Origin of the sequence: Citrobacter amalonaticus, from assembly GCF_018323885.1 — a bacterium.
GTDB classification, from domain to species: Bacteria; Pseudomonadota; Gammaproteobacteria; order Enterobacterales; family Enterobacteriaceae; genus Citrobacter_A; species Citrobacter_A amalonaticus.
Map to the genome: position 1 here is coordinate 4,639,357 of NZ_AP024585.1, position 21,786 is coordinate 4,661,142.

Genomic DNA, 21,786 nt, shown 5'->3' on the forward strand with positions numbered 1-21,786 from the left:
AAGAGGTTCGCCGGTGGATTTACGCGATCTGAAAATGTTCCTGCATCTGGCGGAAAGCCGCCACTTTGGCCGCAGCGCGCGGGCGATGCACGTCAGTCCTTCTACGCTGTCACGGCAGATCCAGCGCCTTGAGGAAGACCTCGGGCAGCCGTTGTTTGTCCGCGATAATCGCACAGTCACGCTGACCGAAGCGGGTGAAGAGCTGCGAACGTTTGCCCAGCAGACGCTGTTGCAGTATCAGCAACTGCGTCACACCCTCGATCAGCAAGGTCCGTCGCTATCGGGCGAACTGCATATTTTCTGCTCGGTGACCGCCGCCTACAGCCATCTACCGCCAATCCTCGATCGCTTTCGCGCTGAGCATCCCTCAGTAGAAATTAAACTCACTACCGGCGACGCCGCCGATGCCATGGAAAAGGTGGTGACCGGCGAAGCGGATCTGGCGATTGCCGGTAAGCCTGAAACGCTGCCGGGCGCGGTGGCGTTTTCGATGCTGGAAAATCTGGCGGTGGTACTCATTGCCCCGGCCCTGCCCTGCCCGGTACGCAATCAGGTTTCGGTGGAGAAACCCGACTGGTCTACGGTGCCATTCATCATGGCCGATCAGGGGCCTGTGCGCCGCCGCATTGAACTGTGGTTTCGTCGCCATAAAATCAGCAACCCGCAGATTTACGCCACCGTGGGGGGGCACGAAGCGATGGTGTCGATGGTCGCACTCGGCTGTGGCGTGGCGCTACTGCCCGAAGTGGTGCTGGAAAACAGCCCCGAACCGGTGCGCAATCGCGTCATGATTTTAGAGCGTAGCGACGAGAAAACTCCGTTCGAACTGGGCGTCTGCGCGCCGAAAAAACGGCTGCATGAGCCGCTTATTGATGCGTTCTGGAAAATTGTGCTGGAGCGCAAAATTGCCGAGTAGTATCAGCGTCAGGTCTAAAATCAGAGGTAGATTCAGTTTTGCGGAATCTTTTCTGTATAATGACCCGCCATAATACACAGACGGTGTCATTGCCCCTATGACAGCGAAACACAAACTAAATTAGCCATCATTATGATAATCAAGCCAAAAATCCGTGGATTCATCTGTACAACGACCCATCCGACTGGCTGTAAAGTCAATGTGGAAAAGCAGATCGAGTACGTTAAACAAAACGGGAAAATCGAAAACGGTCCTTCCCGCGTGCTGGTCATCGGTGCTTCAACCGGCTATGGACTGGCATCAAGAATCTCCGCAGCGTTTGGCAGCGGAGCCGCCACTATCGGCGTATTTTTCGAAAAACCGGGTACCGAATCTAAACCAGGTTCAGCAGGCTGGTATAACGCCGCGGCTTTCGATGAAGCTGCAAAGCGGGAAGGTCTGTATTCCAAAAGCATTAACGGTGATGCGTTCTCCGACGAATGTCGTGATGAAGTCATCAAGCTCATCAAAGAAGACCTGGGCCAAATTGATTTAGTCGTTTATTCACTCGCGTCCCCGGTTCGTAAAATGCCGAAAACGGGTGAAGTTGTCCGTTCGGCGCTGAAACCTATTGGTGAGGTTTACACCTCTAAAGCGATTGATACCAATAAGGATCAGATCACGACGGCCAGCATTGAGCCCGCAACGGAAGAAGAAGTTCAGAACACCGTGACCGTAATGGGCGGAGAAGACTGGGAGCTGTGGATAGATGCCCTGCGCCAGGCCAATGTGCTGGCCGACGGCGTGAAAACCGTTGCTTACTCTTACATCGGTACCGACCTGACGTGGCCAATCTATTGGCATGGCGCGCTGGGCAAAGCGAAAGAAGACCTTGACCGTGCGGCAGGCGCGCTGCGTAATCAACTGTCTTCAATCAATGGCACAGCCAACGTTGCGGTCCTGAAATCGGTAGTCACACAGGCTTCTTCGGCCATTCCAGTGATGCCGCTGTATATCTCTATGGTCTTCAAACTGATGAAAGAACAAGGGATTCATGAAGGATGCATTGAGCAGATTAACCGTCTGATGACCACCAGCCTGTACGGTGACAAGGCTGCGCTTGATGACCACCAGCGTATCCGCATGGATGACTGGGAACTGCGTGAAGATATTCAGCAGGCATGCCGGGATCTGTGGCCGCTGATCACCACCGAAAACCTGGCGCAAGAAACCGATTATGCAGGCTACAAGCTGGAATTTCTTAACCTGTTCGGTTTTGGCCTCGACGAAGTCGATTACGAGGCTGATGTGAACCCCGAAGTCGAATTTGATGTGGTGACTCTGTAATTTGCTGATGTAAGAGCAAAAACAGACGTCTGATAAAGTCCTGGCTGAAAAGTCAGGACTTTAACTAATCAGAGCAGTGCCGCCCTGCGTAAAGAATATTCCCTACCGCAATCTATGAAACCTTCCCCTTGTTAAGCCGTTCCCAAAAACAGAACAAGTAGTCTGTGATGCTTGAGAGACGGCGTTGTGGCGATAACATTGGGTGAAAGACGTCGGCACTTGCTACACGAAAATATATTTATGGGTAATGCCTGACGCGCAGAATAAATCATCACATTATAGACATTAATAAATAACGAATAAACTGTTACTATTTTTCATGCCATAAACCAGTAGACTTAATAACGACAACTCCTGTACGATGCAATCTGATGTTAGATATATATAACGCAAATTAAGTTGTGAATTAACTTAACGCATATTATCCACACAAGGTATATTAACTAGCACCCATTCATATTCCAAATCATTCAGAATATGAATTAAATTGAAGTTGCCATTAGATATATAGAGCCTATCCCAATAGGTGTACTTTTACAGTCATGTTGCAACACGGGTGGCACGGCACAAAAGGTTCATAGCCGGAATACGTGAGGAGGACTCGCTTCACACGCCTTTCAGGCTGCTCTGATGGTCGTTCAAACGCCTGCCCAGGTTCAGAATGCCAAATGTAATAGCCCATTGGGATAGACTCTTAATCCTGCTCATGGATCGGAGCTTACTATTATGCATTCAACGCATTTTCATCGATTTGGTTATTCAGATAATTTATTAACTCCCGCCAACTATATTTCTCGACAGGTTGCCTTCTCCCCAGTTGAGATACCGGCGGCAGAGCCCGCGCCCCTGGTTTCGGCAATCATTCCATGCCTGAATGAAGAACTTACGCTTGCTATCTGTATTAAGAAAGTAACAGAAGCGTTTACTCGCCTGGGTATTCAAGGTGAAATTATCATCGGTGATAATGGCTCAACAGACCAATCCGTTGAAATTGCAAAATCACTGGGTGCCCGAGTTATTCATCAGTCCGTCAAAGGTTATGGCGCAGCAATAAGCGCGGCTGCCAGTGCGGCAAAAGGTAAATATCTCATTATGGCTGATGCCGATGACTCCTATGACTGGAGCCAGCTAGATATTTTCGTCGATGCACTGGAAAGCGGTGCAGACTTTGTTATGGGTAATCGATTTGCTGGAGGAATTGAACCAGGGGCAATGCCTCCTCTGCATCGCTATCTGGGAAATCCACTGCTTTCCGGCATAGCCAGGCTGCTTTACCACTCACCCATTCGCGATTTCCACTGTGGGATGCGGGCCTTTACCCGCGAAGCATTTCAAAAAATGGCCACTCGTTCTACCGGTATGGAATTTGCCTCTGAAATGATCATTAACGCGCACCGCGCAGGACTCATCATTCATGAAGTGCCTATCAAGCTCTATCCGGACAAACGCAACCGCCCTCCTCATTTACGTTCATTTCGTGACGGCTGGAGACATCTGCGTCTTCTCATCGCTCATGCCCCAGACAGGCTCTATTTGATCCCTGGCTTTACGCTACTACTGCTCGGAGCTATCGGCCTTGCGCTACTTGCCGCAGGCCCCATAGAAATCAACGGTTACTATTTTGGTATCCATTTCGTTGCCCTGGCGACAATGTCGACGCTTATTGGTCTTATCGCGGTCCTGTTAGGCGTGCTAGCGAAGGTCGCCATCGCCATTAACCACCCGATTGCGGAAAGCCGGGTTATCCCCTGGCTCATGCGCTCGCACCCTCTCGAGTGGCTGGTATTCAGCGGATCTGTGCTTGCCATAGCCGGTTTTTTTGCCGACCTCCTCCTTGCTTTTCACTGGATATTTACCCGTGGCTCAATGGAACAGTCGGTACACATTGTTTTTGCCATCAGCACAGCCTGCATCGCTGGAGTGCTGATGGTCCTGGCCGGATTCGTACTACAGCTCCTGCTGGACAGCCTGAACCGGCATGATTCAGATACCTCACCGCAAGGACCCGGAGTATGAAAAGAAACAGGGCCACCCCTCGAATTTGGCACACTGACTGGTTGTTGTTACGTGCACTGGCGAGACGATTACGCGAGCAAGCAGAACGTCACATTCAGCCAAATACCTTCATGATCGACTTTGGCTGCGGCGATTCCCCCTATGCTGAAATGATGCGTCAGTTGAATATTAACTATTGTGGTGCCGATCTTGATGACAGCGGTACACTCAAAATTGACCCACAGGGACGTATCCCTTTAGCTGATGGTGCCGCAGGAGCCATACTTTCCGTCCAGGTACTGGAACACGTCAGAGATCTTGATGCGTATTGCGCTGAAATTCGGCGTTTGTTAAATGATGATGGTCTCTTGTTACTCTCCACGCACGGAACCTGGCTCTATCATCCTCACCCCGAAGATCACCGCCGCTGGACCCGCACCGGTCTCATATCCGATCTTACCGATCGCGGGTTTGTGGTTGAAGAAGTCGACGCTCTGGTTGGCCCATTGGCTACAACCACCATTATTCGCCTGACAGGTTTTGCGTTTTTCATCCGTCGGCTCCCCCTCATCGGCGGCGTTCTAGCCTCAGGTCTGGCCGTCATGATGAATCTGCGCGCCATGTTCGAAGATTATGTCACGCCGGCGCAAGTACGGCATGACAACGCCTGCGTATTTTTACTTCGTGCCCGGAAAGCACCCCGATGAAAATTCGCACCTCTTTTACTTATCTCTGCATTTCTGGCTGCTGTTTCCTGGGACATAATGCCATCATGATCGTGGCGGAAAGTTTATGCGTTGCGCTCTGGTTAGCGATCCTGTTGTCTTTCGCCATCATCGCTACCGTCGGTTATATCCTGCACAGCTTATTCACGTTTAAACAGCCGCTTTCATTTGCTGGCTTTGGCCGTTATACCATCAGCATGTTGCTGAATATCCCTCTTGCCTTTATCAGCACCTGGATTTGGTATCACTGGCTGGAATTTCCGATGACCATCGCTGCGCCGCTTGCTTCGCTCTGCATGCTCGTGCTGAATTTTCTCCTTAGCCGTTGGGCTATCAGCACGTCAGGCCGCAGTAAAGCTATACAGATATGATTAACGTTCCCCTGAATCCGCACTATCAACAGAAGACGGTATCACACCATCTCGTGGTTTATCCCCATTCGATGCGTCTGGTGAGGGTCTAGCCAGTGAATATCTTGATGATAAGCCATTTCTACGAGGCACACGGCGGAGGTATTGAACGCGTTGCCGGGCATTTGTGCCGCCAGTTCGCACACCTGGGAGCGATACCGTATTGGGCAGCCAGCGCCAGCGATGCGTTACCTACCGATAATCTCAACATTATCGCGTTACGCTGCGTCGATCCGTTGGAGAAACTCACCGGTCTGCCAATGCCGTTACCTGGCCCTACAGCCATTTGCGCACTTAGCGACGCCGTACGGCGTAGCGACGTGGTGGTGATTCACGATGCGCTCTATGCCACATCAATCCTTGGTATGATGATGGCCAAACTCCACGCGAAGCCCGTCATTCTGATTCAACATATTGCTGCCATTCCTTTCAGATCACCCGTACTGCGTCTGCTTATGCGGCTGGCTAATTTGATCGTAACACGCCCGATGTTATGGGCCGCCGATGCCAGGGTATTTATTAGCGATACTGTCCGCCACGACCTGCTTGGGACCCCTGCGCGTTATCCGTATAAATTGCTGTTTAACGGGGTTGATAGCACCATTTTCTATCCCCCCGTGACTTCAGTATCCAGTCAAACTCCGCTGGCAAGATACAACCTCCCGCCTTGTGCCCGGCGCATACTATTCGTGGGTCGTTATGTTGAAAAGAAAGGGTTGTCGATACTGCACGCTCTGGCAATAACCAGACCGGAATGCCAGTTTTTACTGGCCGGAAACGGCCCACTTCGCCCCGCAGAATGGGGATTGAGCAACGTTTACGATCTTGGCGTTCAGGCCCCCCGCGCACTGGCAGAGCTTTATCGCTGTGCGGATGTTCTTCTGTTACCTGCCGTCGGAGAAGGCTATCCCCTTGTTATCCAGGAGGCAATGGCTTGTGGATTACCCATCATCTGCGGTAGCCCGGCTCACAGAGCCGATCCCGTAGCGGCAAGCTGGATACATGGTGTGAACATAGACCTCAACGAGCCACAACGTTCGGCACAGCTCTGCTCTGTCGCAATAGATAACTGCGCGCTCTCCCTCCACGAACGTGAAGCCATGATTTGTTATGCCAGAGAACATTATAGCTGGCGAAAAATGGCGCAGGAAATCATGGAGTTGGTGCTAAATGGAGATGGAGATAAAGCCAATGGCAAAGCCAGAAGATAATAAAATGGATACCTCCGGCACGCTTTTTATTGGCGCCTGCCCGCGCAGGTTAACGCTCCTCCTTGGTGTGAGTATTGCCATTAAAGTTACGCTTATTTTCGTTTTTGCCTGGCATATTCTCTTGATCATGGATGAGTTTGCCCAACTTGGCTACGCCAAGTATTTTGCTAATGGACTATTCGACACAATTCCCCCCCCTAAGGCCGTAGGGTTTGCGGTGTTTTATAAACTGGCTCACCTGATTGGGTGGGATGCGGTTTCGATCATTCTCGTCGCGCGGATGCAGACGGCACTCCTCGCTTGTGGAACCCTGCTGCTAGTCTATGCCTGCGCGCGTGCGCTGGGCGAGCAGCGCTTACGGGCGCTTTTTATTATTCTTGTTTTGCTCTGTTTTACGAATTTTATGGAGCGTATCTTCCGCACCCGTTCAGAGCCCCTGGCGCTGTTTTTCGCCCTTGCCGCCGTTCTGGTAATTCTGCGCGGCCATACGCTCAACGCAAGAAAGATTTTTATCGCCGGTATCCTGAGCGGACTGGCGTTTTTAGTTACCCAAAAATCAGCGTTCTTCAATCTGGCGCTTGGGCTTGGATTAGTGATTGACGCTACGCTGCGCAAACATTTCATCGATGCTATCGTTCGCGGCTTTTACTTAACCGCCGGTTGGTTACTTCCTGCAATTGCCTATTGCTTTATATTTGGCGGCAGCGACCCGTTACGTATCGCTGAAGGTTTGATCTTCGGTCCGGTAGAAGTGGCGGTATACAGCAGCGAAGCCTATAACGGGATTCGTGTATATGTCTTGCAAACCCTTTTAGACAATACGCTTCTCTATCTGCTCTGTTTTAGCGGCATGATAATGGCATTAAAGCGCTGGAAAACCTTGAATGAAAAAACGCGCATCGCCCTGATTTTTTCATTCGTCATTACCACGTTAGTTTTCACTCATAACCAGCCCTGGCCCTATGTGTTTATTATGGCGCTACCGTTTATATCGCTCTGGTCCCTCATCCCGCTAGATAGCCTTCTCGCCCAAAACCGCAGGCCAGCCACGAGATTATTTATCCTGGCGGTGACAACAGTAACCCTGGTTTCAAGCTACTGTCTCAATCTCAGCTACCTGAAAATTAACAATGTGCAACAACTTGAACTGGTTACCAGAGCAGAAGCACTGCTCAAACCTGACGAAAAGTATTTTGATGGTATAGGGATGCTGCCCAACAGGCTGGAGCCGACGACGCTATGGCTCGATGCCTGGTATGTTTTAAAGACACGGCGAGAAGGTAAACATTCCGAAGCCTGGCAAGTGCTGACTCAGTCCCCCCCGAAAGTCATTATATGGTCCTACCGGTTGAGTAATATCTATTCTGCTATCGCAGAAGCCATCGACAACAGCTACGTCAAGGTCGCGCCAAATATAAGATTGGCGGGGCGACAACTACACATTGGCCGTCAGGAGGAATTTAACGTACCGCTGTCCGGAAGATATCAGTTGTACAGTGAAACCGGCACCCCCGTATCAGCACAAATAAACGTGGAAGGGATCACACTCGCCCCGCCGGTTACTTTGTCGGCAGGCGCTAAAACTATCACCTTACTTAATGGTCCGGAGAAGGCGCTATTGTTGCCAGAAGGGAATTATGATGGGTTGTTCAAAGACGGAGATGATAACAAAAAACTGTTTGCCCATACGTATTACCGTTGAGCTTACAAAAAAACAGGAGATAACCCGGTCAGGTCATCTCCTGTTAAGCCGCGGTTAGCCTGCAAGAAAAAAGCGGAATGCCGGGTTATGCGTTTCGTCGTGACATTCATAGCCCAGTTCTTGCAAACGCGTTTCGAAATCCGGTTCGTGATCGCCCAGTTCAAACGCGGCCAGTACGCGGCCATAGTCTGTGCCGTGGCTGCGGTAATGGAACAACGAGATATTCCAGTGGGTCCCCAGCGTATGCAAGAACTTGAGCAGCGCGCCGGGTGATTCCGGAAATTCGAAGCTGAATAAACGTTCCTGTAGCGGTTTCGACGGACGACCGCCAACCATGTAGCGTACGTGCAGCTTCGCCATTTCGTCGTCAGAGAGGTCAACCACGCTGTAGCCACCGTCGCGCAACAGATTCAGGATCTCCGTGCGTTCTTCCATCCCCCTGCTCAACCGGACACCGACGAAAATGCAGGCGTTCTTATCATCGGCAAAGCGATAGTTAAATTCAGTGACTGAGCGACCGCCCAGCAGTTGGCAAAACTTCAGGAAGCTGCCTTTTTCTTCCGGAATGGTCACTGCCAGCAGCGCCTCACGCTGTTCGCCCAGCTCGCAACGCTCGGAAACGTAGCGCAGACCGTGGAAATTGACGTTAGCGCCGGAAAGGATATGCGCCAGACGTTCGCCGCGGATATTGTGCTGAGCGACGTACTTTTTCATTCCCGCCAGCGCCAGCGCGCCGGAAGGCTCTGCGACTGCGCGAACATCTTCGAACAGGTCTTTCATCGCCGCACATATCGCGTCGCTATCCACGGTGATGATGTCGTCGAGATATTCCTGACACAGACGGAAGGTTTCATCGCCAATGCGTTTTACCGCGACACCTTCGGCGAACAGGCCAACGCGTGGGAGATCGACCGGATGGCCCGCATCCAGCGCCGCTTTCAGACAGGCGGAGTCTTCCGCCTCCACCGCAATCACTTTGATTTGCGGCATCAATTGCTTAATCAGTACCGCCACGCCCGCCGCCAGACCGCCGCCGCCGACCGGTACAAATACACGATCAAGATGCGCATCCTGCTGCAGCAGTTCCAGCGCCAGCGTCCCCTGACCGGCAATCACCATCGGATGATCGAATGGCGGAACCCAGGTAAAACCCTGCTGCTGCGACAGTTCAATCGCTTTCGCTTTCGCTTCATCAAAGTTTGCGCCATGCAGCAGCACTTCGCCGCCAAACCCGCGAACGGCATCGACTTTGATATCGGCCGTCGCAACAGGCATCACGATCAGCGCCTTCACGCCCAGACGAGCGGAGGAAAACGCCACGCCCTGGGCATGGTTGCCTGCAGAAGCGGTGATTACCCCGTGAGCTTTTTGCGCCTCGGTCAGCCCTGCCATCATCGCGTAAGCGCCTCGAAGCTTGAAGCTGTGAACGGGCTGCCGGTCTTCGCGCTTCACGAGGATCACGTTATCAAGGCGCGATGAGAGCTTTTCCATTTTTTGTAACGGCGTCACCTGCGCCGCTTCGTATACCGGCGCGCGGAGCACCGCACGCAGATATTCTGCCCCTTCCGGGGCTGCTGACAGAGGTTGTGATTCGGCCATCATCAGCCTCCCAGTTTCGATTTATCGCGGACCGCGCCTTTATCGGCGCTGGTCGCCAGGCTGGCATAGGCGCGCAGCGCAAACGACACCTGACGCTGACGATTTTTCGGAGTCCACGCTTTGTCGCCGCGTGCTTCCTGAGCTTCACGACGCGCAGCAATTTCCGCATCACTCAGTTGCAGTTGAATGCCACGGTTTGGAATATCGATAGCAATCATGTCACCGTCTTCAATGATCGCGATATTGCCGCCGCTGGCCGCTTCCGGCGAAACGTGACCAATGGAGAGGCCAGAGGTGCCGCCAGAGAAACGACCGTCGGTAACCAGTGCGCACGCTTTGCCGAGGCCCATCGACTTGAGGAAGGTGGTCGGGTAGAGCATTTCCTGCATCCCCGGTCCGCCTTTCGGCCCTTCGTAGCGGATCACGACCACATCGCCTGCCACCACTTTGCCGCCGAGGATCGCGTCAACCGCCTCATCCTGGCTTTCATACACTTTGGCCGGGCCAGTGAACTTCAGAATACTGTCATCCACGCCGGCGGTTTTGACGATGCAGCCATTTTCCGCGAAGTTTCCGTAAAGTACCGCCAGACCGCCATCTTTGCTGTAGGCATGTTCCAGCGAACGGATACAACCTTCAGCGCGATCGTCATCCAGCGAGTCCCAGCGGCAATCCTGCGAGAACGCTTCTGTAGTACGAATACCCGCAGGGCCTGCGCGGAACATCTGCTTCACGGCGTCATCTTGCGTCACCGTGATGTCATACTGCTCAAGGGTTTGCGGCAACGTCAACCCCAGCACGTTCTTCACGTCCCGGTTCAACAGGCCCGCACGATCCAGCTCGCCCAGAATCCCCAGCACCCCGCCCGCACGGTGAACATCTTCCATATGGTATTTCTGCGTACTCGGCGCCACTTTGCACAGCTGCGGCACTTTACGGGAAAGTTTGTCGATATCACTCATTGTGAAATCGATCTCCGCTTCCTGCGCCGCCGCCAGTAAGTGCAGAACGGTATTGGTGGAACCGCCCATCGCGATATCCAGCGTCATGGCGTTCTCAAACGCTGCCTTGCTGGCTATGCTGCGCGGCAGCGCGGAGGCGTCATCCTGCTCGTAGTAACGTTTAGTCAGCTCAACAATGCGTTTACCGGCATTGAGGAACAACTGTTTACGGTCGGCGTGAGTCGCCAACAGCGAACCGTTACCCGGCTGTGACAGGCCCAACGCTTCGGTCAGACAGTTCATCGAGTTCGCGGTAAACATCCCGGAACAGGAGCCACAGGTCGGACAGGCGGAACGTTCAACCTGATTACTCTGATCGTCAGAGACTTTCGGGTCCGCGCCCTGGATCATGGCATCGACCAGATCGAGCTTGATGATTTTATCAGACAGCTTGGTTTTCCCGGCTTCCATCGGACCGCCGGAAACGAAGATCACCGGAATGTTCAGACGCAGGGAAGCCATCAGCATCCCTGGGGTGATTTTGTCGCAGTTGGAGATACAGACCATTGCATCGGCACAATGGGCATTCACCATGTACTCCACCGAATCTGCGATCAGCTCGCGCGATGGCAGTGAATAAAGCATCCCCCCGTGACCCATAGCGATACCATCATCCACGGCAATGGTATTGAACTCTTTCGCCACGCCGCCGGACGCTTCAATCTGTTCAGCGACCAGTTTACCGAGATCGCGCAGGTGCACGTGTCCTGGCACAAACTGGGTGAATGAGTTCACGACGGCAATGATCGGTTTGCCAAAATCGGCATCCGTCATTCCGGTTGCGCGCCACAGCGCGCGGGCTCCTGCCATATTGCGGCCATGAGTGGTGGTAGCGGAACGGTACTTAGGCATGCGTTATTTACTCCTGGTGTCTGTAAAACGGGACGGTGCGTGCCGTCCCATTTATCTTTAATTATGAATTTACCTGATCCAACCAGCCCCATTTGTCCTCGGTTTCACCGGTAAACAGGCCGAAGAACGCTTGCTGGATGCGTTTGGTGACTGGACCACAGCGGCCTTCTCCCACCTGAATGCCGTCAACACTGCGAACCGGGGTGATTTCCGCCGCGGTACCAGACATGAAGACTTCATCCGCCAGATACAGGGATTCGCGGGACAGAACCTGCTCGCGCACTTCAATACCCAGTTCTTTCGCCAGTTTAATGATGGCGTCACGGGTGATCCCCGGCAACGCGGAAGAGGTAAACGGCGGGGTAAACAGCACACCGTCTTTCACTTCAAACAGGTTTTCACCAGCGCCTTCGGAGATGTAACCATTCACATCCAGCGCAATACCTTCCTGATAGCCATGACGACGTGCTTCGCTACCCACCAGAAGTGACGAAAGGTAGTTACCGCCCGCTTTTGCGGCGGTCGGGATAGTGTTAGGTGCGGCACGGTTCCACGAGGAAACCATTGCATCGATCCCTTGTTCCAGCGCTTCAGCGCCCAGGTACGCGCCCCACGGGAACGCAGCGATAATGACGTCGGTGGTGTATCCCGGAGGCGGGTTCACGCCCATGCCTACATCGCCAACAAACACCAGCGGGCGAATATAAGCGCTGGTCAGGTTGTTTTTACGGATCACCTCACGGCAGGCTTCCATCAACTCATCCACGCTCTGAGAGACCGGGAAACGATAAATTTTGGCTGAGTCATGCAGGCGTTGCATATGTTCACGATGACGGAACACCACCGGGCCTTTGTGCGAGTCATAGCAACGGATGCCTTCAAAGACAGACGTACCGTAGTGCAGCGCGTGGGACATCACGTGAACTTTCGCGTCTTCCCAACGAACCATCTCGCCATTGAACCAAATGTAATCAGCTTTTTTCGTCGTCATTTCTTCTTCCTGTCACGCTTACGCGCGGATTTGTTGTGATGTTGTTGTGCTCTGGCAGATGGCAACATGTGCCACATCCACCAGCTTACTTAACTGACTAAACAGTAAGTCGACCGACCGTGGACTGGCAACGGTCAATTCGATATTTATATTCTGCGCGTCACGGGCGGCTTCCATATTCATGGCACATACCTGAAAACCACGATGGCGTACCACACGTAAAACACGTTCCAGCGTTTCCGGGTTAAAGCGAGCCTCTACGGCGACCTGATGTTGCATCATGATAATTTCTCCAGCATTTCAGCGTTGCTGGCGCCAGGCGGCACCAGTGGCCAGACATTCTCAAGTTCGTCGATTGAGACATGAAGCAGGTATGGCCCGTCGCTGTTCAGCAGGGTATCGAGCGCCGCTTCAACCTGGTCTTTTCGGGTGATGTGTTGGCCAGGGATGCCGAAGGCGCTGGCTAACGTGAGGAAATCGGGGTTATCGGTTAAGGTGGTTTCGCTATATCGTTCCTGGAAAAACAGCTGCTGCCATTGTCGAACCATACCTAACCGTTGGTTATCCAGTAAAACGATCTTCAACGGTAACTGCTTACGTTTTACGGTGCCCAGCTCCTGAACATTCATCATGAAGGAGCCGTCACCGGAGATACAGATAACGGTGTCGTCCGGTCGCGCAACCTGCGCCCCAACGGCAGCCGGTAAACCAAAGCCCATCGTGCCTAAGCCGCTGGAGGTGATGAAATTCTCCGGGCGACTGTAGGTCATATGTTGTGCAGACCACATCTGATGCTGACCGACATCCGTCGTTACAACACAGTTGGCAGGCTTACGCTCCGACAGCTGTTTCAGCAGCAGCGGCGCGTAGATGGCCTCCCCTGGATGATCGTAGCGCCAGGTGTGGTCAGTACGCAGTTCCGCATTACGCTGACGCCATTCATCGATGTCGACCGGTTGTTGCAGCGCAGGCAGCAGTGCATTCAAATCGCCCTGCAAGGTGACATGCGCCCGGCGCAGTTTGTTCAGTTCAGCCGGATCGATATCCATGTGGATAACACTGGCATGGGGCGCGAAAGTATCCAGTTTGCCGGTCACCCGGTCATCAAAACGTGCACCTACGGCAATCAACAAATCACATTCCTGCACGGCAAAATTCGCGGCTTTGGTGCCATGCATGCCCAGCATCCCCAGATAGTAGGGATAATCCGCCTCAACAGCCCCCAGGCCTTTCAGCGTGCAGGTCACCGGCATTTGCGTTACCGCAATAAACTCACGCAGCGCCGGAACCGCCTGCGCCATCCCTACGCCTCCTCCCACATACAGCATCGGTTTTTGCGCCTGAGCCAGCATGTTACGCGCCTGCTCTACGTCAGCCTGAGGGAAAACTGCCGCGTTATCGACGGTCGTGAAATACGGTTCCAGCGCCCCGGTGGCTAACTGGATATCTTTCGGGATATCAACCAGAACCGGACCCGGACGACCCGTGTTAGCGACCTCAAACGCCTCCGCCATGATGCGTGGCAGCTCTTCCAGAGACTGCACCAGGAAACTGTGCTTGGTGCAGGCCAACGACAACCCCAGTACGTCCACTTCCTGAAACGCATCAGTGCCGATGAACGGCGCAGCAACCTGCCCGGTGATCGCGACAACAGGGACCGAATCTAACAGCGCATCTGCAAGTCCGGTGATCAGGTTGGTTGCCCCCGGACCAGAAGTAGCGATGCAGACCCCCGTTTTACCGGTGGAACGGGCATAGCCAATGGCTGCGATCGCGGCCCCCTGTTCGTGTCGGCACAGCAGGTGTTCCACGCCACCGTCGTACAACGCATCGTAGACCGGCATAATTGCGCCACCGGGATAGCCGAATACGGTGTCGACCCCCTGTGCACGCAACGCATGTACCACCCACTGTGCTCCATTCATAGTTAGTTCCCCGTCATAAATCTGAAGAAACAGAATTTTATGCTGTTATTCATTTTCTGCTCCTCTGTTGTGTTTTTAAGGTCAAAAAAAACCCCCGGACCTTTCGGTGCGGGGGTCTTAGTTCGTTAAGGCTTGATTTTTAAGCCTTTCCTCGTCCAAGTGCAGCCCCGCACGGTGGGATAATAATCACCACCACGCTAATCACGACCAGGCTAATCACTCGTAGAAGGGCTGTCATTTTTGTCTTTTCTGGCATCTTGTTCGAAGGAATGCCTAAAGAGTTACCATAGATTTCGCCAATAGCACAAGATTTTTTTCTTTTCATTTTTCTGACTCAGCTAACGGATTAAAGAAAACCCCTTGTTTTATATACAAAAACCAGGAATTGAAAAAAATTCACTTTCTGAACGGAAGTAAACCCCTTTTTCATAACATCGCAGGAGAGGAAAACGGATTGCGAGCGCCCTTCCAAAAAAAGAGAACACGTAAACTAATTGCATTAAAAGTGCGGAATCTTCTGCGAATAAACATTATTTAGCAATGATCTTGCAGAGAGGAAATTAGACATAATAGTGGCATCTGGAGGGGCTATGTCACTGTCAATTGTTCATACACGCGCTGCGCTGGGTGTCAATGCACCGGCGATTACTATCGAAGTGCATATCAGCAACGGTTTACCCGGTTTAACACTGGTGGGGTTACCAGAAACGACCGTCAAAGAGGCGCGCGACCGGGTACGCAGCGCGATCATTAATAGCGGATATGACTTTCCCGCAAAGAAAATCACCATCAATCTCGCCCCTGCCGATCTTCCCAAAGAGGGCGGGAGATATGATTTACCTATTGCTGTGGCGCTTCTGGTTGCCTCTGAGCAGCTTACAACCCATAAACTCGACCAATATGAGTTAGTGGGTGAATTAGCGCTTACAGGTGTGTTACGCGGCGTTCCCGGCGCCATATCCAGCGCAACCGAGGCGATACGGGTGGGAAGGGGCATTATCGTGGCAAAAGAGAACGAAAACGAAGTCGGGCTGATTGAGGGTGAAGGATGTCTGGTTGCCGATCATCTACAAGCTGTCTGTGCCTTCCTGGAAGGAAAACATGACCTTAGCCATCCTGTTGTTAACAACGACACTATCAGTGTGTCATCTGATGATCTCAGCGATATTATTGGTCAGGAGCAAGGGAAGCGCAGCCTTGAGATCACCGCCGCAGGTGGCCACAATCTGCTATTAGTTGGCCCACCGGGTACGGGGAAAACGATGCTTGCCAGCCGTCTTAATGGCCTGTTGCCGGCATTAAGTAACGAAGAAGCCCTGGAAAGCGCCGCTATCCTCAGTCTGGTTAACTCGACTAGCGTGCAAAAGTTATGGAAACAACGACCTTTTCGCTCACCACACCACAGCGCATCCCTGACCGCCATGGTTGGTGGCGGAACTATCCCCGCACCAGGCGAAATTTCTTTGGCACACAACGGCATACTGTTTCTTGATGAGCTGCCTGAGTTTGAACGACGCACATTAGATGCTCTACGTGAACCGATAGAGTCTGGTCAGATCCACCTTTCGCGTACGCGCGCTAAGATCACCTATCCTGCGCGCTTTCAATTGGTAGCGGCAATGAATCCCAGTCCCACCGGTCATTATCAGGGCAACCATAACCGCAATACACCTGAACAGACATTACGCTATCTCAGTCGGCTATCGGGCCCCTTTCTGGACCGCTTTGATCTTTCTCTTGAGATCCCTCTCCCACCGCCAGGCATACTCAGCCAGCCCGGTGTAAAGGGAGAAAACAGCTTTACGGTTAAACAGCGGGTCATTGGTGCGCGGGAACGTCAGCATAAACGCCAGGGCAAATTGAATGCACACCTGCAAAACAGGGAGATACGTGAACACTGCCCATTAGCAGATGAAGACGCGCAGTGGCTTGAAGAGACCCTCCTCCATCTTGGATTGTCTATACGCGCCTGGCAGCGGTTATTAAAGGTATCGAGGACTATTGCCGATCTCGCGCAAGCCGAACACATTTCACGAAGACACTTGCAGGAAGCGGTCAGTTACCGGGCGATAGATCGTCTGCTTGCTCACCTGCAGAAACAACTGACATAAAAAAAGGGCCTTCGCCCTTTTTTTATTAGTCATCAGACTCTGTGTAGTCCTCAGCACCTTCCATCTGCGGTTTACCGCCGGACAGGGTATGGAAACGTTTTGGACGCTTGATACGCGTCATATATTTGGACCAGACGCGTTCCGCTTCGGTCACTGGCTCACGTTCACCACGACATACCGCAACAAAGAGCTTCTCTTCTTCGGTAACCGGCTCGCGTTTTCCGAGATCCAGCTCGTTGAAGGCATAACCGTGACGTTCAAGCAGTTGCGCCTCTTTGATGGTGAAATCACCATGACGAGAGAATCCGCGTGGATAATATTTGTTGTCGAAATATCGATTAGTCGTCGTAAAGCTTTCCGCCATCCTGCACGCTCCTAATTCTTTGGCCGATCTATTTATGGCGCGGAGTATTAGTTACGCTTGACAGAGTGTAAAACAAAACATTTAAATCATAACGACAAATAATTTTGCGGAGAGCACTGTGGATACGGAATTGTTAAAAACTTTCCTGGAAGTTAGCCGAACGCGCCACTTTGGCCGGGCTGCGGAAGCGCTCTACCTGACTCAGTCGGCGGTAAGCTTTCGCATCAGACAGTTGGAAAATCAACTGGGTGTGAATCTTTTTACCCGCCACAGAAATAATATCCGTTTAACGGCGGCCGGCGAGAAGCTTCTGCCCTATGCGGAAACGCTAATGAATACTTGGCAGGCAGCACGTAAAGAGGTCGCCCATACATCCAGACATAATGAATTTTCAATCGGTGCCAGCGCCTCTCTGTGGGAGTGCATGCTCAACGGCTGGTTGGGACGCTTGTATCAGTCACAAGAGCCCCAGAACGGTCTGCAATTCGAAGCCCGTATTGCGCAGCGCCAGTCCCTGGTAAAACAGTTGCATGAACGTCAGCTTGATCTGCTTATCACCACAGAAGCCCCAAAAATGGATGAATTTAGCAGTCAATTACTGGGGTATTTCACCCTGGCGTTATATTGCGCCAGCCCCTCAACGATGAAAGAGGCTCTGAATTATCTGCGCCTGGAGTGGGGGCCAGACTTTCAACAAAACGAAGTGGGATTGATTGCTGCCGATGAAGTCCCGGTACTCACCACCAGTTCTGCTGAACTGGCCAGACAGCAACTTCATGCTCTGAACGGCTGCACATGGTTACCCACACGTTGGGCAAAAGAGAAAGGAGGTTTGCATACTGTTGCAGACAGCGCAACGCTTTCGCGTCCGTTATACGCTATTTGGCTGCAAAATAGTGATAAACATGTACTGATCAAAGATCTTCTAAAGATAGATGTACTGGGAGAATAAGCAGAAATGAGATTGGCAAGGATGCCAGAAAAGGAAGAGATCGGTATCTGGAGGCGCGTTTTACAGACAAAAAAAATCCTTAGCAGATGCTAAGGATTATTTTCTGGCAGGGGCGGAGAGACTCGAACTCCCAACACCCGGTTTTGGAGACCGGTGCTCTACCAATTGAACTACGCCCCTAATTAGGGTGGCGGAACGGACGGGACTCGAACCCGCGACCCCCTGCGTGACAGGCAGGTATTCTAACCAACTGAACTACCGCTCCACCGAATTTTTCTACAACCACTGATTTTTACATCAGTTTACTGCTTAATTTTATGCCTGGCAGTTCCCTACTCTCGCATGGGGAGACCCCACACTACCATCGGCGCTACGGCGTTTCACTTCTGAGTTCGGCATGGGGTCAGGTGGGACCACCGCGCTAAAGCCGCCAGGCAAATTCTTGCTGCTCTGTACGCAATATTTTATCGCATCAGCTGCGTTGACTGCATTCGCCAACGTCAGTCACATACCTGTGTATGCTCCTTCCGTCGCTTCATTTGCCGCCTTGCCGCTGCGCAAACTATTGCGCACTACAATCTGGTATCAATGCTGAAAATTCTCTCAATCCGCCAAAACATCTTCGGCGTTGTAAGGTTAAGCCTCACGGTTCATTAGTACCGGTTAGCTCAACGCATCGCTGCGCTTACACACCCGGCCTATCAACGTCGTCGTCTTCAACGTTCCTTCAGGACCCTTAAAGGGTCAGGGAGAACTCATCTCGGGGCAAGTTTCGTGCTTAGATGCTTTCAGCACTTATCTCTTCCGCATTTAGCTACCGGGCAGTGCCATTGGCATGACAACCCGAACACCAGTGATGCGTCCACTCCGGTCCTCTCGTACTAGGAGCAGCCCCCCTCAATTCTCCAGCGCCCACGGCAGATAGGGACCGAACTGTCTCACGACGTTCTAAACCCAGCTCGCGTACCACTTTAAATGGCGAACAGCCATACCCTTGGGACCTACTTCAGCCCCAGGATGTGATGAGCCGACATCGAGGTGCCAAACACCGCCGTCGATATGAACTCTTGGGCGGTATCAGCCTGTTATCCCCGGAGTACCTTTTATCCGTTGAGCGATGGCCCTTCCATTCAGAACCACCGGATCACTAAGACCTGCTTTCGCACCTGCTCGCGCCGTCACGCTCGCAGTCAAGCTAGCTTATGCCTTTGCACTAACCTCCTGATGTCCGACCAGGATTAGCTAACCTTCGTGCTCCTCCGTTACTCTTTAGGAGGAGACCGCCCCAGTCAAACTACCCACCAGACACTGTCCGCAACCCGGATTACGGGCCCACGTTAGAACACCAGCCATTAAAGGGTGGTATTTCAAGGACGGCTCCACACGAACTGGCGTCCGCGCTTCAAAGCCTCCCACCTATCCTACACATCAAGGACCAGTGTTCAGTGTCAAGCTATAGTAAAGGTTCACGGGGTCTTTCCGTCTTGCCGCGGGTACACTGCATCTTCACAGCGAGTTCAATTTCACTGAGTCTCGGGTGGAGACAGCCTGGCCATCATTACGCCATTCGTGCAGGTCGGAACTTACCCGACAAGGAATTTCGCTACCTTAGGACCGTTATAGTTACGGCCGCCGTTTACCGGGGCTTCGATCAAGAGCTTCTCCTTACGGATAACCCCATCAATTAACCTTCCGGCACCGGGCAGGCGTCACACCGTATACGTCCACTTTCGTGTTTGCACAGTGCTGTGTTTTTAATAAACAGTTGCAGCCAGCTGGTATCTTCGACTGATTTCAGCTCCACGAGTAAATCGCTTCACCTACATATCAGCGTGCCTTCTCCCGAAGTTACGGCACCATTTTGCCTAGTTCCTTCACCCGAGTTCTCTCAAGCGCCTTGGTATTCTCTACCTGACCACCTGTGTCGGTTTGGGGTACGATCTGATGTTACCTGATGCTTAGAGGCTTTTCCTGGAAGCAGGGCATTTGTCACTTCAGCACCGTAGTGCCTCGTCATCACGCCTCAGTGTTAAAGTGAACCGGATTTACCTGGAACACACACCTACACGCTTAAACCGGGACAACCGTCGCCCGGCCAACATAGCCTTCTCCGTCCCCCCTTCGCAGTAACACCTGGTACAGGAATATTAACCTGTTTCCCATCGACTACGCCTTTCGGCCTCGCCTTAGGGGTCGACTCACCCTGCCCCGATTAACGTTGGACAGGAACCCTTGGTCTTCCGGCGAGCGGGCTTTTCACCCGCTTTATCGTTACTTATGTCAGCATTCGCACTTCTGATACCTCCAGCATGCCTCACAGCACACCTTCACAGGCTTACAGAACGCTCCCCTACCCAACAACACTTAGTGTCGCTGCCGCAGCTTCGGTGCATGGTTTAGCCCCGTTACATCTTCCGCGCAGGCCGACTCGACCAGTGAGCTATTACGCTTTCTTTAAATGATGGCTGCTTCTAAGCCAACATCCTGGCTGTCTGAGCCTTCCCACATCGTTTCCCACTTAACCATGACTTTGGGACCTTAGCTGGCGGTCTGGGTTGTTTCCCTCTTCACGACGGACGTTAGCACCCGCCGTGTGTCTCCCGTGATAACATTCTCCGGTATTCGCAGTTTGCATCGGGTTGGTAAGCCGGGATGGCCCCCTAGCCGAAACAGTGCTCTACCCCCGGAGATGAATTCACGAGGCGCTACCTAAATAGCTTTCGGGGAGAACCAGCTATCTCCCGGTTTGATTGGCCTTTCACCCCCAGCCACAAGTCATCCGCTAATTTTTCAACATTAGTCGGTTCGGTCCTCCAGTTAGTGTTACCCAACCTTCAACCTGCCCATGGCTAGATCACCGGGTTTCGGGTCTATACCCTGCAACTTAACGCCCAGTTAAGACTCGGTTTCCCTTCGGCTCCCCTATTCGGTTAACCTTGCTACAGAATATAAGTCGCTGACCCATTATACAAAAGGTACGCAGTCACCCCATTAAAGAGGCTCCCACTGCTTGTACGTACACGGTTTCAGGTTCTTTTTCACTCCCCTCGCCGGGGTTCTTTTCGCCTTTCCCTCACGGTACTGGTTCACTATCGGTCAGTCAGGAGTATTTAGCCTTGGAGGATGGTCCCCCCATATTCAGACAGGATACCACGTGTCCCGCCCTACTCATCGAGCTCACAACACATGCAATTTTGTGTACGGGGCTGTCACCCTGTATCGCCGGCCTTTCCAGACCGTTCCACTACCACACATGCTGATTCAGGCTCTGGGCTGCTCCCCGTTCGCTCGCCGCTACTGGGGGAATCTCGGTTGATTTCTTTTCCTCGGGGTACTTAGATGTTTCAGTTCCCCCGGTTCGCCTCGTTAACCTATGGATTCAGTTAACGATAGTGCAACGAATTGCACTGGGTTTCCCCATTCGGACATCGCCGGTTATAACGGTTCATATCACCTTACCGACGCTTTTCGCAGATTAGCACGTCCTTCATCGCCTCTGACTGCCAGGGCATCCACCGTGTACGCTTAGTCGCTTAACCTCACAACCCGAAGATGTTTCACTTCTGATTGCGAAAATTTGAGAGACTCGAACACACCATTCACAGTGTGTCGTTTCAATTTTCAGCTTGATCCAGATTTTTAAAGAGCAAATATCTCAAACATGACTCGCTGAGTCAGTTTTGAGATACAAAGGCCGGCGACTTTC

General features: G+C 52.4%; 17 protein-coding genes, 2 tRNA genes and 2 rRNA genes. 9 read left to right on the forward strand and 12 right to left on the reverse strand.

The window, feature by feature from the left end; genetic code table 11:
* Nucleotides 1–13 precede the first annotated feature (13 nt).
* The 7 genes from ilvY (at nucleotide 14) to KI228_RS21935 (ending at nucleotide 8,285) form a co-directional block, all read left to right on the forward strand.
* Nucleotides 14–916 carry an HTH-type transcriptional activator IlvY gene (gene ilvY, locus KI228_RS21905; RefSeq protein WP_042998780.1) on the forward strand — a complete coding sequence of 301 codons (903 nt, stop codon included), beginning with the start codon at nucleotides 14–16 and terminating at the stop codon, nucleotides 914–916.
* A 132-nt stretch (nucleotides 917–1,048) separates the two neighbouring features.
* A complete protein-coding gene (fabV, locus tag KI228_RS21910; protein ID WP_042998779.1) occupies nucleotides 1,049–2,242 on the forward strand; it encodes an enoyl-ACP reductase FabV in 1,194 nt (397 codons plus the stop codon).
* 726 nt (nucleotides 2,243–2,968) lie between these two features.
* Complete coding sequence (locus KI228_RS21915) at nucleotides 2,969–4,258, forward strand: glycosyltransferase family 2 protein (protein WP_081097213.1); 1,290 nt, start codon at nucleotides 2,969–2,971, stop codon at nucleotides 4,256–4,258.
* Entirely contained in the window at nucleotides 4,255–4,944 is a 690-nt protein-coding gene (locus KI228_RS21920) for a methyltransferase domain-containing protein (RefSeq protein WP_044267336.1), read from the forward strand. The genes KI228_RS21915 and KI228_RS21920 overlap by 4 nt, the downstream gene beginning before the upstream one ends.
* Nucleotides 4,941–5,333 carry a GtrA family protein gene (locus tag KI228_RS21925; RefSeq protein WP_061069426.1) on the forward strand — a complete coding sequence of 131 codons (393 nt, stop codon included), beginning with the start codon at nucleotides 4,941–4,943 and terminating at the stop codon, nucleotides 5,331–5,333. Before KI228_RS21920 ends, KI228_RS21925 begins: the two co-directional genes overlap by 4 nt.
* A 95-nt stretch (nucleotides 5,334–5,428) precedes the next feature.
* Nucleotides 5,429–6,583, forward strand: coding sequence for a glycosyltransferase family 4 protein (locus tag KI228_RS21930; protein WP_146255628.1), 1,155 nt, complete (start codon nucleotides 5,429–5,431; stop codon nucleotides 6,581–6,583).
* The gene (locus KI228_RS21935; RefSeq protein WP_141227680.1) at nucleotides 6,564–8,285 is read left to right on the forward strand and encodes a DUF7055 domain-containing protein; all 1,722 of its coding nucleotides are present in this window, start codon (nucleotides 6,564–6,566) and stop codon (nucleotides 8,283–8,285) included. Before KI228_RS21930 ends, KI228_RS21935 begins: the two co-directional genes overlap by 20 nt.
* A 54-nt stretch (nucleotides 8,286–8,339) precedes the next feature.
* On the opposite strand, the gene ilvA is transcribed toward KI228_RS21935, so the two are convergent.
* The 7 genes from ilvA to ilvL all read right to left on the reverse strand — a co-directional run bounded on the left by ilvA (nucleotide 8,340) and on the right by ilvL (nucleotide 14,891).
* Nucleotides 8,340–9,884 (reverse strand): threonine ammonia-lyase, biosynthetic, encoded by a 1,545-nt coding sequence (gene ilvA / locus KI228_RS21940; protein ID WP_043001785.1) that lies wholly within the window; start codon nucleotides 9,882–9,884, stop codon nucleotides 8,340–8,342.
* Nucleotides 9,885–9,886: 2 nt separating this feature from the next.
* On the reverse strand, nucleotides 9,887–11,737 hold the full coding sequence (gene ilvD, locus KI228_RS21945) for a dihydroxy-acid dehydratase (protein WP_042998774.1): 1,851 nt from the start codon (nucleotides 11,735–11,737) through the stop codon (nucleotides 9,887–9,889).
* 61 nt (nucleotides 11,738–11,798) lie between these two features.
* Nucleotides 11,799–12,728, reverse strand: a complete 930-nt coding sequence (ilvE, locus tag KI228_RS21950) for a branched-chain-amino-acid transaminase (protein ID WP_042998773.1) — start codon at nucleotides 12,726–12,728, stop codon at nucleotides 11,799–11,801.
* 18 nt (nucleotides 12,729–12,746) lie between these two features.
* The gene (ilvM, locus tag KI228_RS21955; protein WP_042326055.1) at nucleotides 12,747–13,010 is read right to left on the reverse strand and encodes an acetolactate synthase 2 small subunit; all 264 of its coding nucleotides are present in this window, start codon (nucleotides 13,008–13,010) and stop codon (nucleotides 12,747–12,749) included.
* Nucleotides 13,007–14,653 (reverse strand): acetolactate synthase 2 catalytic subunit, encoded by a 1,647-nt coding sequence (gene ilvG, locus KI228_RS21960; RefSeq protein ID WP_044258256.1) that lies wholly within the window; start codon nucleotides 14,651–14,653, stop codon nucleotides 13,007–13,009. The genes ilvM and ilvG overlap by 4 nt, the downstream gene beginning before the upstream one ends.
* Nucleotides 14,654–14,655: 2 nt before the next feature.
* Nucleotides 14,656–14,706, reverse strand: a complete 51-nt coding sequence (ilvX, locus tag KI228_RS21965; RefSeq protein ID WP_193762813.1) for a peptide IlvX — start codon at nucleotides 14,704–14,706, stop codon at nucleotides 14,656–14,658.
* An 86-nt stretch (nucleotides 14,707–14,792) separates the two neighbouring features.
* The gene (ilvL, locus tag KI228_RS21970; protein WP_001311244.1) at nucleotides 14,793–14,891 is read right to left on the reverse strand and encodes an ilv operon leader peptide; all 99 of its coding nucleotides are present in this window, start codon (nucleotides 14,889–14,891) and stop codon (nucleotides 14,793–14,795) included.
* A gap of 352 nt (nucleotides 14,892–15,243) precedes the next feature.
* Here ilvL and KI228_RS21975 point away from each other — a divergent pair, with 352 nt between their 5' ends.
* Entirely contained in the window at nucleotides 15,244–16,764 is a 1,521-nt protein-coding gene (locus tag KI228_RS21975; protein ID WP_061069423.1) for a YifB family Mg chelatase-like AAA ATPase, read from the forward strand.
* 25 nt (nucleotides 16,765–16,789) lie between these two features.
* On the opposite strand, the gene maoP is transcribed toward KI228_RS21975, so the two are convergent.
* Nucleotides 16,790–17,128 (reverse strand): macrodomain Ori organization protein MaoP, encoded by a 339-nt coding sequence (maoP, locus tag KI228_RS21980; protein ID WP_042326051.1) that lies wholly within the window; start codon nucleotides 17,126–17,128, stop codon nucleotides 16,790–16,792.
* A gap of 118 nt (nucleotides 17,129–17,246) precedes the next feature.
* Here maoP and hdfR point away from each other — a divergent pair, with 118 nt between their 5' ends.
* Nucleotides 17,247–18,080 carry an HTH-type transcriptional regulator HdfR gene (gene hdfR, locus KI228_RS21985; RefSeq protein WP_042998770.1) on the forward strand — a complete coding sequence of 278 codons (834 nt, stop codon included), beginning with the start codon at nucleotides 17,247–17,249 and terminating at the stop codon, nucleotides 18,078–18,080.
* A 104-nt stretch (nucleotides 18,081–18,184) separates the two neighbouring features.
* Here hdfR and KI228_RS21990 read toward each other — a convergent pair.
* From KI228_RS21990 to KI228_RS22005, 4 genes are all read right to left on the reverse strand, one after another.
* Nucleotides 18,185–18,260: transfer RNA gene (locus KI228_RS21990), tRNA-Trp, on the reverse strand.
* 8 nt (nucleotides 18,261–18,268) lie between these two features.
* Nucleotides 18,269–18,345: transfer RNA gene (locus KI228_RS21995), tRNA-Asp, on the reverse strand.
* 54 nt (nucleotides 18,346–18,399) lie between these two features.
* Nucleotides 18,400–18,515 (reverse strand): 5S ribosomal RNA (gene rrf / locus KI228_RS22000).
* Between the two features lie 197 nt (nucleotides 18,516–18,712).
* Nucleotides 18,713–21,619, reverse strand: a 23S ribosomal RNA gene (locus KI228_RS22005).
* Nucleotides 21,620–21,786 lie beyond the last annotated feature (167 nt).